Source organism: Mesorhizobium sp. 2RAF45, from assembly GCF_052115225.1.
In the GTDB taxonomy this organism is placed as follows: domain Bacteria; phylum Pseudomonadota; class Alphaproteobacteria; order Rhizobiales; family Rhizobiaceae; genus Mesorhizobium; species Mesorhizobium jarvisii.
Genome location: NZ_JBFRGG010000006.1, coordinates 171,966 through 185,846, shown reverse-complemented (window position 1 = coordinate 185,846; position 13,881 = coordinate 171,966). Strand labels below are relative to the sequence as shown.

At 62.8% G+C, this 13,881-nt stretch carries 13 protein-coding genes; 3 read left to right on the top strand and 10 right to left on the bottom strand.

The annotated features are described in order from the left end of the window. Positions 1 to 30: 30 nt before the first annotated feature. The 6 genes from rfbD to AB4Z43_RS18535 all read right to left on the bottom strand — a co-directional run bounded on the left by rfbD (position 31) and on the right by AB4Z43_RS18535 (position 5,239). Positions 31 to 909, bottom strand: coding sequence for a dTDP-4-dehydrorhamnose reductase (gene rfbD, locus AB4Z43_RS18560; RefSeq protein ID WP_441938680.1), 879 nt, complete (start codon positions 907 to 909; stop codon positions 31 to 33). Further along, a complete protein-coding gene (gene rfbB, locus AB4Z43_RS18555; RefSeq protein WP_019857027.1) occupies positions 906 to 1,976 on the bottom strand; it encodes a dTDP-glucose 4,6-dehydratase in 1,071 nt (356 codons plus the stop codon). The genes rfbD and rfbB overlap by 4 nt, the downstream gene beginning before the upstream one ends. A 19-nt stretch (positions 1,977 to 1,995) precedes the next feature. Further along, on the bottom strand, positions 1,996 to 2,547 hold the full coding sequence (rfbC, locus tag AB4Z43_RS18550; RefSeq protein WP_019857026.1) for a dTDP-4-dehydrorhamnose 3,5-epimerase: 552 nt from the start codon (positions 2,545 to 2,547) through the stop codon (positions 1,996 to 1,998). Positions 2,548 to 2,550: 3 nt separating this feature from the next. Then, a complete protein-coding gene (gene rfbA / locus AB4Z43_RS18545; RefSeq protein ID WP_038645459.1) occupies positions 2,551 to 3,432 on the bottom strand; it encodes a glucose-1-phosphate thymidylyltransferase RfbA in 882 nt (293 codons plus the stop codon). Between the two features lie 132 nt (positions 3,433 to 3,564). Beyond that, positions 3,565 to 4,584 (bottom strand): NAD-dependent epimerase, encoded by a 1,020-nt coding sequence (locus AB4Z43_RS18540; protein WP_441938679.1) that lies wholly within the window; start codon positions 4,582 to 4,584, stop codon positions 3,565 to 3,567. A gap of 64 nt (positions 4,585 to 4,648) precedes the next feature. Continuing rightward, the gene (locus tag AB4Z43_RS18535; RefSeq protein ID WP_027046626.1) at positions 4,649 to 5,239 is read right to left on the bottom strand and encodes a biotin transporter BioY; all 591 of its coding nucleotides are present in this window, start codon (positions 5,237 to 5,239) and stop codon (positions 4,649 to 4,651) included. Between the two features lie 113 nt (positions 5,240 to 5,352). Here AB4Z43_RS18535 and AB4Z43_RS18530 point away from each other — a divergent pair, with 113 nt between their 5' ends. Then, complete coding sequence (locus AB4Z43_RS18530; protein WP_441938678.1) at positions 5,353 to 6,261, top strand: MBL fold metallo-hydrolase; 909 nt, start codon at positions 5,353 to 5,355, stop codon at positions 6,259 to 6,261. Positions 6,262 to 6,310: 49 nt separating this feature from the next. Here the strand turns inward: AB4Z43_RS18530 and AB4Z43_RS18525 are convergent, their stop codons facing one another. Further along, complete coding sequence (locus tag AB4Z43_RS18525; RefSeq protein WP_019857021.1) at positions 6,311 to 7,096, bottom strand: DUF1499 domain-containing protein; 786 nt, start codon at positions 7,094 to 7,096, stop codon at positions 6,311 to 6,313. Positions 7,097 to 7,176: 80 nt separating this feature from the next. After that, the gene (locus AB4Z43_RS18520) at positions 7,177 to 8,805 is read right to left on the bottom strand and encodes a fatty-acid--CoA ligase (RefSeq protein WP_202360390.1); all 1,629 of its coding nucleotides are present in this window, start codon (positions 8,803 to 8,805) and stop codon (positions 7,177 to 7,179) included. A gap of 323 nt (positions 8,806 to 9,128) precedes the next feature. Here AB4Z43_RS18520 and AB4Z43_RS18515 point away from each other — a divergent pair, with 323 nt between their 5' ends. Further along, positions 9,129 to 9,485: a hypothetical protein gene (locus tag AB4Z43_RS18515; RefSeq protein ID WP_010914922.1), complete on the top strand. Its 357-nt coding sequence runs from the start codon at positions 9,129 to 9,131 to the stop codon at positions 9,483 to 9,485. Between the two features lie 131 nt (positions 9,486 to 9,616). Beyond that, positions 9,617 to 10,006: a DUF427 domain-containing protein gene (locus AB4Z43_RS18510; protein ID WP_019857019.1), complete on the top strand. Its 390-nt coding sequence runs from the start codon at positions 9,617 to 9,619 to the stop codon at positions 10,004 to 10,006. Between the two features lie 31 nt (positions 10,007 to 10,037). On the opposite strand, the gene AB4Z43_RS18505 is transcribed toward AB4Z43_RS18510, so the two are convergent. Together AB4Z43_RS18505 and ppdK are read right to left on the bottom strand one after the other, a co-directional pair. Next, positions 10,038 to 10,778, bottom strand: coding sequence for a polysaccharide deacetylase family protein (locus tag AB4Z43_RS18505; RefSeq protein WP_441938677.1), 741 nt, complete (start codon positions 10,776 to 10,778; stop codon positions 10,038 to 10,040). Between the two features lie 208 nt (positions 10,779 to 10,986). Beyond that, positions 10,987 to 13,665 (bottom strand): pyruvate, phosphate dikinase, encoded by a 2,679-nt coding sequence (gene ppdK, locus AB4Z43_RS18500; RefSeq protein ID WP_441938676.1) that lies wholly within the window; start codon positions 13,663 to 13,665, stop codon positions 10,987 to 10,989. Between the last annotated feature and the right edge of the window lie 216 nt (positions 13,666 to 13,881).

Here is a 13,881-nt window from a genome sequence, read left to right as displayed (position 1 = left end):
CCGGTTTTGCCTTGCGCGGGTTCGCGTCTCTCAGGGCAGGACCCGACGCACCACTGCTTCCGTCGAAAGCCGCCAGTCCGGCGCAGACCAGCCGAAGGCGGAGGCGAACTTCGCGCTCGATAGCCGGGAATTGGCAGGGCGTCGCGCCTTGGTCGGGTAGTCCGTCGTCGTAATGTCGCGGACCCGCGCTGAAGGACCGCCAGACACTCGGCTCGTGTCGAGGATATGACGGGCAAAGCCGCTCCAGTTGGCCTCGCCGGTGCCGGCCAGGTGATAGATGCCGAACGCGGCGAAGTCCTTGTTGCGGTGCAGCGTGGCCGCGGCATGCAGGATCGCATCGGCGATATCCAGCGCTGAGGTGGGATTTCCCCATTGATCGGCCACCACTGAGATCTCGTCGCGGTCGGCCGCAAGCCGAAGCATGGTTTTGACGAAATTCTTGCCGAACGGACTGTAGACCCAGGCGGTACGCAGGATCAGGTTGCGCGGATTGGCGGCGGCCACCGCCTGTTCGCCGGCGAGCTTGGAAGCGCCGTATACGCTGGCTGGCGCGGTCGCATCGGTTTCGACATAGCTACCGGAAGCGCTGCCGTCGAAGACGTAGTCGGTCGAAAGGTGGATGACGGGAACGCCAAGCCGCGCCGCGGCTTGCGCCACCTTGCCGGCGCCGACGGCGTTCACCCTGAATGCCAGATCGGGCTCATCCTCGGCCTGATCCACGGCCGTGTAGGCGGCAGCCGAGACGACGACGTCAGGCCTGGCCGCAGCAATGGCTTCGATCACGGTGTCGGGGTTTGCCAGGTCGAGCTGCGGACGGCCAATGGCGATGACGTCTACACCGGCAAGCTGGCCGGCCTCCAGAAGGCTCGACACAACCTGGCCTTCGCGTCCGGTGACAACGAGCCTCACGCGGCCCCCTTGCGGGCTTCACCCAGTCTTTCGCCGGCATAGTTCTGCTCGCGGATCGGCCCCCACCACCATTTGTTGTCGAGGTACCAGTCCACGGTTCTGGCCAGGCCGCTGTCGAAATTCTCGTTGGGCACCCAGCCGAGGTCCCGGCTTATCTTCGATGCGTCGATGGCATAGCGGCGGTCATGGCCGGGGCGGTCGGTGACGAAGGAAATCAGGTCACGGTAGCTCTTGCCGCCGGCCCGGGGACGCCTGCTGTCGAGCAGGTCGCAAATCGTCTCGACGACGCTGAGGTTTGTCCGCTCCGAATTGCCGCCGACATTGTAGCTCTCGCCCGGCGTGCCTTTGGTGGCGACCAGTTCCAGGGCTCGGGCGTGATCCTCGACGAACAGCCAGTCGCGCACATTGGCACCGGCGCCATAGACCGGCAGCGGCTTTTCGTCGAGCGCGTTGAGGATGACGAGCGGGATCAGTTTTTCGGGAAAATGATAGGGGCCGTAATTGTTCGAACAGTTGGAGAGCACGACCGGCAGGCCGTAGGTCTCGTGCCAGGCGCGGACCAGATGGTCCGAGGCCGCCTTCGAGGCCGAATAGGGCGAGGACGGCGCGTAAGGCGTCTCCTCGACGAACATGCCGCCATCGAAAGGCAGGTCGCCGAACACTTCATCGGTCGACACGTGATGGAAGCGGAAGCGGCCCTTCCTGTCGTCGGCAAGGCCGCGCCAGTATTCGAGCGCCGCATTGAGGATGCGGTAGGTGCCGACGATGTTGGTCTCGATGAAGGCGCCAGGCCCATCGATCGAGCGGTCGACATGGCTCTCGGCGGCAAGGTTCATGACGATGTCGATATCGTCACGGCGCATTATGTCGAGCACCGCTTTCTCGTCGCATATATCGACCTGGGCGAAGCGATAATTGTGCGCGTTCTCGATTTGCCGCAGCGAGGCCAGGTTGCCGGCATAGGTGAGCTTGTCGAGATTGGTCACCCTATAGGCCGGATTGGCGCACAGATGCCGACACACCGCCGAACCGATGAAGCCAGCCCCGCCTGTCACCAGAAAATTCATGCCGCTATCCTCATGCCCATCAGGCAAACACTTCGGCCTCGGCGAGCACCGGCGCCTTGAGGTCCTTGTCCGAAAGCTGGAATCCGCCAGCCACTGAAGGCCATTCGATGCCGATGATGGGATCATCGAAGCGAACAGACCGATCGTGCTCGGGCGAATAGGTGTCGGTAACCTTATAGAGAACCTCGGTGTCGGGCACGAGCGTCACAAAGCCATGCGCGAAACCCTTCGGCACCAGAATCTGATTGCCCTTTTCGGCCGAAATCTCGCAGGCGACCCACTTCCCAAAGGTTTTCGAACCACGGCGGATATCGACTGCGACGTCGAGGATACTGCCGCGAATGACGCGCAGCAGCTTGTCCTGGGCCCGCGGCTCGAGCTGGTAGTGAAGCCCTCGCAAGACGCCTGCCGTAGCGGAATAGGAGTGGTTGTCCTGGACGAAAACCAAGTCGATGCCCGCCTGCGAAAACCGCTCGGCATTGTAGGTTTCCATGAAGAAGCCGCGTGCATCGCCATGTCGCTTGGGAACGATTTCCAGCACGCCATCGATGCCGAGGGACCTGATCTCCAAAGCTTAGCCCTCCAACAGATCGGCGACGCGCCGCCGCAGATAGGCGGCATATTCATTTTTGCCCAACCGAGTTGCGCGTTGCAGCACTTGCTCTGCCGTCAACCAGCCCTGCTCGAAGGCGATCTCCTCAGGGCAAGCAACCTTGATGCCCTGCCGATGTTCGATCGTGCGCACGAAAGAAGAGGCTTCGTGCAAACTGTCGTGCGTGCCGGTGTCAAGCCAGGCATAGCCACGTCCCAAACGGTGCACGTGCAGCTTGCCGCGCTCGAGATAGACATTGTTGACAGCCGTGATCTCGAGCTCGCCTCGCGCCGAGGGGCGGATCGTCGGGGCGATGTCGACCACGTCATTGTCGTAGAAATAGAGACCGGTGACAGCCCAGTTCGACTTCGGCTTCTGCGGCTTTTCCTCAATCGTCAGCGCGGTTCCGGTTGCCCTGTCGAAGGACACAACACCATAGCGCTCGGGATCCTCGACATGGTAGGCGAACACCGAAGCACCCGCTTCGCGCGCAGCGGCGGCGCGGCAAAGCTGCGACAGGCCGTCACCGAAATATATGTTGTCGCCAAGAATCATCGAGACACTGTCTTTGCCGATGAAATCACGGCCGATAATGAAAGCTTCCGCAAGACCATTGGGCTGCGGCTGCTCGGCGTAGGAGAACGCCAGCCCGAACTCCGATCCGTCGCCGAGTAAATCACGAAAAGCCGGCAGATCACGCGGTGTCGAAACAATCAGAATCTCACGGATTCCCGCGAGCATCAGTACGCTCAGCGGATAATAAATCATCGGCTTGTCGTATATCGGAAGGATTTGCTTAGAGACTGCTAATGTCAGTGGATAAAGACGCGTTCCACTGCCTCCAGCAAGGATAATTCCTTTCAAGAAGCTCTCCTTGACATGCTGAGCCCCCCGGCCCTGATCGACCGTGCTTAGGTTTCATTCAATGGCTTGTCAATGCGGCACCCGGCACAGGAGAGGTCTGTTTCGCACGCCAGGACATGACCTCCGCCACCCCTACCCAAAATACGCCTGGTACCACTCGACGAACCGCCCTACCCCGTCTGACACCGACGTGCCGGGGCGGTAGCCAACAGCCTCCTGCAGCGCGGAAGTGTCGGCGAATGTGTCCGGCACGTCGCCGGCCTGCAGCGGCAAGAGTTCTATGACGGCCTTGCGGCCAAGCGCGCTTTCCAACGCCTCGACATAGGCGGTCAGCCTCACCGGATTGTTGTTGCCGATGTTGAAGATGCGCCAGGGCGCGCTGCTCGTTGCCGGATCCGGATGACCGGAATCCCAGGCGGGATTGCCGGCTGCAGGGCTGTCGCTGGTCCGGATCACACCTTCGGCGATGTCGTCGATATAGGTGAAGTCGCGCGTATGGTTGCCATTGTTGAACAGCTTGATCGGCTCGCCGGCCAGAATGCTCCTGGTGAACAGAAACAGCGCCATGTCGGGGCGTCCCCAAGGCCCGTACACGGTGAAGAACCGCAGCCCGGTCGTCGGCAGCCCGAACAGATGGCTGTAGCTGTGCGCCATCAGCTCGTTGGCGCGCTTGGTCGCGGCGTAGAACTGCAGCGGATGATCGGCCGGGCGGTGCTCGGAAAACGGCATGTCGGTGTTGGCGCCGTAAACGCTCGAGGTGCTGGCATAGGTCAGGTGCGCTATGCCGGCATTGCGGCAAGCCTCCAGCATGTTGGTGAAAGCGACGATGTTGCTTTCGACATAGGCGCGCGGGTTTTCCAGGCTGTAGCGTACCCCCGCCTGGGCGGCGAGATGGATCACCCGATCGAAGCCGTGAGCGGCAAAGCAGCCGTCCACGATTTCGCTGTTTGCAAGATTGCCGTGGAGGAAATGATAGCCGGCATTGGTGCGTTGGCTGGCTTCGGCCAGCAGCCGCAGCCGCGCCTGTTTGATCCGCGGGTCATAGTAGTCGTTGACGCTGTCGATGCCGACAACCTCGTCGCCACGCTCCAGAAGCCGCCTGGCGACATGATAGCCTATGAAGCCGGCGGCGCCGGTGACCAGAACCTTCATCGGAAGCGCCCATCCTCGGGAATGGATCCCTGACGTCTATGGCACGCCAATCTTCCTACAGACCTCAGGAGCGTTTCAGCAGCGACCAGACGGCCGGCACAAGGCTTGCCGCCAGCGCAACCTTGATGAGGTCGCCGACGATGAACGGCACGACGCCGAACTGCCAGGACTTTTCCGGGCCGATCAGCAACGCCAGCCAGGCAAAGCCCATCGCCATCATCACCACTTCGGCAACCAGCATAGCGTTGAAAAGCTTGATCGGGTGGCGATCCCAGCCGCGATCCGCGGCCCAGCCGACAATCGCCGCCATGACGACAAAGCCCGCGAGATAGCCACCCGTCGGGCCGACCATGTAGGCAAGGCCAATGCCCTTCTCAGGCGTGCCCTGGAAGACCGGGAAGCCCATGGCGCCTTCCGCCATGTAGAGCAGCAGCGTGGCGACGCCGAGGCGAAGGCCGAAGGCGGCGGCGATCAGCAAGACGGCGAGCGTCTGCATCGAGATGTCGACGGGCCCCAGCACAACCTTGGTCTTGGCCGACAGGGTCAGCAGCAGCGTTCCGGCAATCGCCAGGAAAAGCTGTGTTGCCAGTCGCGCCGCGCCTTCCTGCGGCAAAGCCAGAGAAACAAGCGGGCGCATCGTCGTTGCAGTTGCCATGGTCTTCCCCATTCGGTCTAGCGCGATCCTATAATCGCGATCCTGCGTTTTCCTATATTGGCTTGCGTGCTATGCGGCAATCGGTTTTGCCGTTCCGGGAACAATGTGCCGACATGGCTCTCAAATTCGATACCAGCTTCGATCCGCACTACGGCCAGGGCGTGAACGTCGGCCCGGACGTGCAGCGCGTCACGGTCCGGAACCCCAGCCCCTTCACCTTTCATGGCACCAACAGCTATGTCATCGGGCGCGACACGCTGGCGGTCATCGATCCCGGGCCGGATGACGAGGCGCATCTTCAGACCTTGCTCGGTGTGATCGCCGGCAGGCCGGTCAGCCATATCTTCGTCAGCCACACGCATCGCGACCATTCCCCGCTGGCGGCCCGGCTGAAGGAGCGCACCGGTGCTTTGGTGATGGCGGAAGGGCCGCACCGGCCGGCGAGGCCACTGCATATCGGCGAGACCAATGCGCTCGACGCCAGCGCCGACACCGCTTTCATTCCCGACATCGCACTCCCGGACGGCGCGTTGGTCGCCGGCGACGGCTGGGCGATCCGTACGGTTCTGAACCCCGGCCACACCGCCAATCACGCGGTGTTCGCGCTGGAAGAAACCGGCATCCTGTTTTCGGCCGATCATGTCATGGCGTGGGCGACATCGATTGTCGCGCCGCCGGACGGGGCCATGGCCGATTACATGGCGTCGCTGGACCGCATGATCGAGCGCGACGACCGCCTGCTGCTGCCTGGGCACGGCGGGCCGGTGACGAAGCCGCGCGCTTTCATGCGGGGACTGAAGACCCATCGCAAGATGCGCGAGCGGGCCATATTGGAGCGGGTCAGAGCCGGCGACCGGACGATTCCCGACATGGTGAAGGCGATCTATCGCGACACCGATCCCCGGCTGCATGGTGCCGCCGGACTGTCGGTACTTGCCCATCTCGAGGACCTGGTGGCGCGCGGGATGGTATCGACAGACGCCGCCCCCGCTATCGACGGCATTTTCATCCCAACCCGATAGGGCCTGCCCCCGGGGGGCTCCCGAAGGCGCTGGATCCGTGGGAAAATGCCTATTCGGCCGGAGCCGCTCCGACCTGGCCGGCGACTTCCTGATCCAGTTCCGCCAGGAAATCGGTGATGCGCGCGGCATTGTCACCAAGGTCGTAGCGGCCGTAACGCGAGGCCGACCGCATGTCGACGATCACGCTATCGCCATCGTCCGTCACGCGGATCGCCACATCGGCCGGAAGGCCGAGCACGAAACCCTTGGCGACAGCGGTGATGGTCACGTCGCTTTGCCCGGCAAGGTCGGGATAGGGTTCGGAAAGATCCCAGCTGCGCCGGTCGAGCACGGTTTCGACGGCATTGACGATGGTCTCGAATGGCAGGTCGTAGCTGCGCGCGGTGACCAATGGATAGCTGTCGGCCTGCAGCCTCTGTTCGCCCGGCGTCGATGGGGACAGCACATTCATGTCCTTTGTCCGCTCGCTGACGTCGAGCGCGGGCGGCTCATCGAAATCGGTCGAAATGTCCCTGAGCGGCGGATAGATCGTCGCCCAGTAGGCGGCAACGCCATAGGGGACCAGCACCAGCAGTGCCAGCAAGGCGCCGACGGTCAGGTCGCGGCCGCCGCGATCGCCGAATTTCCATAGTCTCGAAAAGGCAAAGGCGGCGAACAGCAGCGCCAGCGCCGCGAGCAGCGCGACGATGCCGAGCACCCACAGGAACACCGGCGTCTCGACGAGATCGAAGCGGTGGCCGGCGAAGTCGGTCAGCAAAAGCACCGCTGAAAACGCGGCCGTGCGCCGCGACCAGCCGGCAGCCTTCGACGTTCGCCGTTCGGGAATGCTAACCATGGTTCTCTGCGTTGCCCCAACCCGGACGGAGGTTTAGTGCCTTTTCGCGGCGGCTTGAAGCCGAAACACGCAACATCCCCTCAATCCGTCGGCAAGCGGTAGTCCCTGAACTGCTGGCGCAAGGTGATCTTCTGGATCTTGCCGGTGGCGGTATGCGGTATTTCGCCGACGAAGGCGACATCGTCGGGCATCCACCACTTGGCCACCTTGCCATCCATGAAGTGGAGAATATCCGCCTTGGTCGGCTCCTTGCCGGGCTTGGTAACGACGACCAGCAAGGGCCGCTCGCCCCATTTCGAATGATGGACGCCGATCGCCGCAGCTTCCGCCACGTCCGGGTGGCCGACGGCCAGATTCTCGAGATCGATGGTCGAAATCCATTCGCCGCCGGACTTGATGACGTCCTTGGCACGATCGGTGATCTGCATGTAGCCGCCGGCGTCGATGTGAGCGACATCTCCGGTATCGAACCAGCCGTCCTCATCGAATTGCTCCGCCCCGGCGCCACCATAATAGGCGCGAGCGACGGCCGGGCCGCGCACTTTCAGGCGGCCAAAGGTCTTGCCATCCCAGGGTTGCGCATTGTTCTCGTCATCGGTCACCTTCATTTCAACGCCGAAGGGCGGGTAGCCCTGCTTTTGCTTGATATCAAGCCGAGCCTCGCCCTGGAGAGCGGTATATTCCGGCTTCAAGGTGCACAGCGTGCCGAGCGGCGACATTTCAGTCATGCCCCAGGCATGGATGACCTCGACACCGTAATCGTCATGGAACTTCGTCATGATCGCGCGTGGACAGGCAGAACCGCCGATGACGACCTTGTTGAGATAGGGAAGCTTCTTGCCGGTCTCCTCCAGATATTGCAGCAGCATCATCCAGACGGTCGGTACGGCGGCGCTGAAGGTTACCTTCTCGGTGTCGAGCAACTCATAGATCGAGGCGCCGTCCATCTTGCAGCCGGGCATGACCAGCTTGGCGCCGATCATCGGCCCGCTCTGGCCAAGGCCCCAGGCATTGGCGTGGAACATCGGCACAACCGGCAGGATCGTGTCGCGCGACGACAGCCCCATCGCGTCGGGCATGGCGGCGATCATGGCGTGCAGCACGTTCGAGCGGTGGCTGTAGACGACGCCCTTGGGATCGCCTGTGGTGCCTGATGTGTAGCACATGCCGGCGGCGGTGCCTTCGTCGAAGGCCTTCCAGGCGAAGTCACCATCGGCCTCGTCAAGCCAGTCCTCATAGGCGACGGCATTGGGCAAGGTCGTCTGTGGCATGTGCGCCTTGTCGGTCAGCACGATCACCTTCTTCAGCGATTTGACGGCACCGGCGATCTTTTCCAGCAAAGGAATGAAGGTGAGGTCGACGAAGACCGCCTTGTCCTCGGCATGGTTCATGATCCAGACGATCTGCTCGGGAAACAGGCGCGGATTGAGCGTGTGATAGATCGCGCCGACGCCCATGATGCCGTACCAGGCCTCGAGGTGGCGCGCCGTGTTCCAGGCCAGCGTGGCGATACGGTCGCCCAAGCCATAGCCGTCCCGCTCCAGCCGCTGGGCGACCTTGAGAGAACGACGATGGATGTCGGCGTAGGTGGTGCGCACGATGGGCCCCTCGATCGAGCGCGATACGATCTCGCGCACCCCATGCTGCCGTTCGGCGTTGTCGATAAGCTTGTGGCACAGCAGCGGCCATTCCTGCATCAGCCCCAGCATCCGGTTCCTCCTCCCTCGCGCATTTTGCGTCGTAGCTTTGGCGCATTGTGAAGCGAACCGGCGGATTGTCCAGTCACCCGCTCGCGCGGCACACGAATTTCAGGGTCCGTGCCGCAACGGCAAGCAGTTGAATTTTGACATGTTTTGGATTTTGGACTGCTGGGCATTCGTGCCACCGCGATGGCAGGAGGGTCGAAAACACTGCAGGCGCTACGGTGTCCTATCCCACGAATTGACTGGGAAATCCGCCACAATCCGGCCATCGTCGGCGTTAAGCTTCGTTAACGGGTAAAGGGGGCGATTGGCGACTGAAAGAGGTTCGCATGGACACGCAGCTCGACGACAAAGCCCTTGAGAGCACACTTGCCGAAAGCCTGGCCGATCTGGTGCCGGACGAAAAGACTGTTTCCGAAGACGAATTTGTTGAAGTTGTCGGCGGCGCGCTCGAAGCGGTCGGCGGCACGCTCCTGTTCAAGATGTGCGTCCAGAACGAGGGGGAAGGCCAGCACGTCGCGGCCGCATCCGTCGGCGCTGGAGGCAATCGCCAGTTCCTGCTGCTCACCTTGCCGACCGGCGGCGGCTCGCTGAAGGTCGAGACCGTTTCCAGGAGCAGCAACCCGGTTGCGGGCATCGCGGCCGCCTATGCCGGACTGATGGACGCATTCAAGACCGCCGCCTGAGCCACGGCTGCCACTCGAAGCGCTGCAGCGCCACGCCTTGGTGATTGGCGCGCCTGTTTTCGTGATGTGAACCCACCTTGCGCAACAGCTGTGCCCGCCACACTTTAAGGGGCCACGCAAGGAGAACCAGCATGGACAAGATCGCCAACCCGGCACCCGGCTTCCAGCGCAACCCCGACAAGATCATCACCATCGAACCCTATGTCGGCACCGTCACGGTGCGCGCTGGCGATACGGTCATCGCGTCGTCCACGAAGGCCAAGGTCCTGAGCGAAGCGCCCTATCCCGCCGTCTTCTACATTCCGTTCGCCGACATCGATTTCGACAGGCTGAGCGGCACCGAACACTCGACCCATTGCCCTTACAAGGGCGATGCCAGCTATTGGAGCGTGCTGCCTGCCGGCGAAGCCGGTCAGAACGCGATGTGGGCCTATGAGCGGCCTTTCGACGAAATGACCGAAATCCGCGACCACGGTGCTTTCTACGCCAGCAAGGTGACAATCGAAGCCACGCCGGGTTGAGTAGGGGTCAGTTCCAGCTCGTCCTGCGGAATTAGTCCGTGGTGCCGTGATTGCCTGTGCCGTCGGCATCGTCGAGGCGCACGAAGATGATGCCTTTGGCTTTCAGCGCCAGCAGGCCCTGCACCACGCCCTCGCCGGCGGCGTGGGTCGGCTGGTTGATGTGTGAGATGATGACGTCGCCGTCCTTGGCCGCGGCGATGCGCTTGGCGGTTTCCTTGGCGCCGAGCAGCGAACCGCCATCGCCATTGATCGAGAAGCCGGCAATCTTGAAGCCGAGCTTGCGGATCATCGCGATCGCCGAGGGGCTGTATTCGGCAGTTGCACCGCGGAACCATTTGGGCGTCGGCTCGCCGGTCCTGGCGAGTGCCGCGGCCCCCGACTCGACTTCGGCCAGCACGGCATCCGGGCTGCCGGCGCTCTTTATGCCATAGATCTTCTGTGGCGTGTCGACCGCCGGAATGTGGCGGCCGCCGTGATTTTCCAGTTCGAAAAGGTCTGGATGCGCCCGCATGATCTCGACGGCCGCGGCATTGCGCTTCAGCCAGATGCCGGTGACGAAAATGGTGGCGGGGATCTTGTTTTCCACCAGGGCCGAGAGAATGCGTGTGTCGGTCCGTCCGTCGCAAGCATCAAGCGTGAGCGCAACGCGGCCCGCTCCGCTCGCCGCGGGCTTGATGTGCAGCGTGGGCTCGACCAGCGTCGCGGCATGGGCGCTGGATACAGCCACCAACGACATGGCGATCATGCAGAGATGTCTTTGCAGCAGACGCATCAAACCGAATTCCTGATTGGCGATTTCAAGCCGGCATCCAAAGACCCGCATGAAGGCGGAAATCGGACGATGGATAGCAGAAAAATGCATGGCGCGGCAATTTGACTGCCCTGGTGCACGCGCCATTTCGGCAGCCTGACGAGCCGTTGCCCTTCAGACAGCGCGTTGCCGCTTCATCTCGGTGCGATTACGCAATGCCTTGATCTCCCTATCCGCGCCCCGCTTTCGCCACCTGTACCGTGGCCTGCGCGGCCGCCAGCCTGGCGATCGGCACGCGATAGGGCGAGCACGACACATAGTCGAGCCCGACCTCCTCGCAGAAGCGGATCGATGCCGGGTCGCCGCCATGTTCGCCGCAGATGCCGAGCTTGATGTCGGGGCGCGTCGCCCTGCCCTTTTGCGCGGCCATGCGCACCAATTCCCCTACGCCGTCGATGTCGAGCGAGACGAATGGATCCTGCTCGATGATGCCTTTCTGGCGGTAGGTCTCCAGGAACGAGGCCGCATCGTCGCGCGAGATGCCGAACGTGGTCTGGGTGAGGTCATTGGTGCCGAAGGAGAAGAACTCGGCTGTAGCGGCGATGACATGGGCGCGGATCGCCGCGCGCGGCAGTTCGATCATCGTGCCGGTGAGGTAGTCGATCTTGACGCCGCTCTCCTCCATGACGCTCTTGGCGACCGCATCGATGCGCGCCTTCACATAGTCGAGCTCCTTCACCAGGCCGACCAGCGGCACCATGATTTCGGGGACGACCAGCGCGCCGGCCTTCTGGCCGGCCTCGACGGCGGCCTCGAAAATGGCGCGTGCCTGCATCTCGGCGATCTCGGGATAGGAGACGGCCAGCCGGCAGCCGCGATGGCCGAGCATCGGATTGAATTCGTGCAAGGCCTCGGTGCGCTGCCTGAGCTTGTCGGGCGACACATTCATGACGGCCGCGACCTCGGCGATTTCGGCCTCGGTCTTGGGCAGGAATTCATGCAGCGGCGGATCGAGCAAGCGTATTGTCACCGGCAGGCCGGCCATGATCTCGAACAATTCCAGGAAATCCGAGCGCTGCATGGGCAGAAGCTTGGCAAGGGCGGCGCGCCGATCCTTTTCGGTGTCGGCCAGGATCATCTCGCGCATGGCGACGATGCGGGCGCCGTCGAAGAACATGTGCTCGGTGCGGCAGAGACCGATGCCTTCAGCGCCGAAAGAACGCGCCATGCGGGCATCGAGCGGGGTTTCGGCATTGGTGCGCACCTTCATCCGGCGCACGGCGTCCGCCCATTCCATGATGGCGGCAAAATCGCCGGACAGTTCGGGCTGCAGCATCGCCACGGCGCCCTTCAGCACCTGGCCGTTGCCGCCGTCGATGGTGATGATGTCGCCCTTGCGGAAGGTCTGCCCCATCGAGAGCAGCGTGCCGGCCTTGTAGTCGACGCGCAGCGAGCCGGCGCCAGACACGCAAGGCTTGCCCATGCCGCGCGCGACGACGGCGGCATGGCTGGTCATGCCTCCGCGCGTGGTCAGGATACCTTCCGCGGCGTGCATGCCGTGGATGTCCTCGGGGCTGGTCTCGATGCGCACCAGGATCGCCTTGCGGCCCTGTGCCTTCAAGTCTTCCGCATCGCCGGAGGAAAAGACGATCTCGCCGGTGGCAGCGCCAGGCGAGGCCGGCAGGCCGACGCCGATGACGTCGCGCGCGGCCTTCGGGTCGATGGTCGGGTGCAGCAATTGGTCGAGCGAGGCCGGATCGATGCGGGCGACGGCTTCCTCCTTGGTGATCAGGCCGTCCCTTGCCATTTCGACGGCAATCTTCAGCGCCGCCTTGGCGGTGCGCTTGCCCGAGCGGGTCTGCAACATCCACAACTTGCCGCGCTCGATGGTGAATTCGAGGTCCTGCATGTCGCGATAGTGCTTTTCCAGGCTGTCGGAAATGGTGACGAAGGATTGGAAGGCGTCCGGCATCAGCTTCTGCAGCGACGGCTTGTCGGAACCGGCTGCGATGCGGGCGGCTTCGGTGATGTTCTGCGGCGTGCGGATGCCGGCGACGACATCCTCACCCTGTGCGTTCACCAGGAATTCGCCATAGAGCTGCTTTTCGCCGGTCGAAGGGTTGCGCGTGAAGGCGACGCCGGTGGCCGAGGTCTCGCCCATATTGCCGAACACCATGGCCTGGACGTTGACCGCCGTGCCCCAGCTTTCGGGGATGTCGTGCAGGCGACGGTAGGTGATGGCGCGGTTGTTCATCCAGCTCGAGAACACCGCGCCGATGGCGCCCCAGAGCTGCTCCTGCGGATCCTGTGGGAACGGCCTGCCGAGCTCTTCCTCGACCTTGGCCTTGTAGAGCGCGATGACGCCTTGCCATTCGATGGCCGTCAGTTCGGTGTCGAGCTCATGGCCGAGGCTTGCCTTCTGGTCTTCGAGGATTTCCTCGAACACCTCGTGATCGAGGCCCATGACGACATCGGAATACATCTGGATGAAGCGGCGGTAGCTGTCATAGGCAAAGCGCGCATCGCCGGAATCGGTGGCCAGCGCCTCGACCGTTTCGTCGTTGAGGCCAAGATTGAGCACGGTGTCCATCATGCCCGGCATCGAGGCGCGAGCTCCGGAGCGCACCGACACCAGCAGCAGCTTCGAAGGATCGCCGAAACGGCGGCCGGTCAGCCGGCCGATGTGATCGAGCGCGACCGCGACATCGCCTTCCAGCCCCGCCGGATAGGCGCGGCCATTGGCATAATAGGCATTGCAGACCTCGGTGGTGATGGTGAAGCCTGGCGGCACCGGCAGGCCCAGGCTGCACATCTCGGCCAGGTTGGCTCCCTTGCCGCCCAGCAGATTCTTGTCGCCGGCACGGCCTTCCGCCGCACCATCGCCAAAGGTGAAAACCCATTTGGTCATGCTTTGCTCTCCGGTTGCAGGAGATTGGAAAGATTGGCGAAACGGAAAGTTCCACCCTGGTCCGACTTTGGAGCGATATGATGCTGCAGTGCGAAAGGCAAGCGCCGGCAGAGCCGTCCCGCCGCTACAATCGATTAAGAAAAAGCCTCGCTTCGGCATACGTCAAAAAGACTTGCCACCTCACCACTTGATGACTAGAACATAAAGGGAACAAAA

Excerpts from the sequence above, each read along its gene's own strand:
- rfbB (WP_019857027.1), bottom strand. The coding sequence starts at position 1,976 with ATGAATTTTCTGGTGACAGGCGGGGCTGGCTTCATCGGTTCGGCGGTG.
- AB4Z43_RS18540 (WP_441938679.1), bottom strand. The coding sequence starts at position 4,584 with ATGAAGGTTCTGGTCACCGGCGCCGCCGGCTTCATAGGCTATCATGTC.
- AB4Z43_RS18535 (WP_027046626.1), bottom strand. The coding sequence starts at position 5,239 with ATGGCAACTGCAACGACGATGCGCCCGCTTGTTTCTCTGGCTTTGCCG.
- AB4Z43_RS18530 (WP_441938678.1), top strand. The coding sequence starts at position 5,353 with ATGGCTCTCAAATTCGATACCAGCTTCGATCCGCACTACGGCCAGGGC.
- AB4Z43_RS18525 (WP_019857021.1), bottom strand. The coding sequence starts at position 7,096 with ATGGTTAGCATTCCCGAACGGCGAACGTCGAAGGCTGCCGGCTGGTCG.
- AB4Z43_RS18520 (WP_202360390.1), bottom strand. The coding sequence starts at position 8,805 with ATGCTGGGGCTGATGCAGGAATGGCCGCTGCTGTGCCACAAGCTTATC.
- AB4Z43_RS18515 (WP_010914922.1), top strand. The coding sequence starts at position 9,129 with ATGGACACGCAGCTCGACGACAAAGCCCTTGAGAGCACACTTGCCGAA.
- AB4Z43_RS18510 (WP_019857019.1), top strand. The coding sequence starts at position 9,617 with ATGGACAAGATCGCCAACCCGGCACCCGGCTTCCAGCGCAACCCCGAC.
- AB4Z43_RS18505 (WP_441938677.1), bottom strand. The coding sequence starts at position 10,778 with ATGCGTCTGCTGCAAAGACATCTCTGCATGATCGCCATGTCGTTGGTG.
- ppdK (WP_441938676.1), bottom strand. The coding sequence starts at position 13,665 with ATGACCAAATGGGTTTTCACCTTTGGCGATGGTGCGGCGGAAGGCCGT.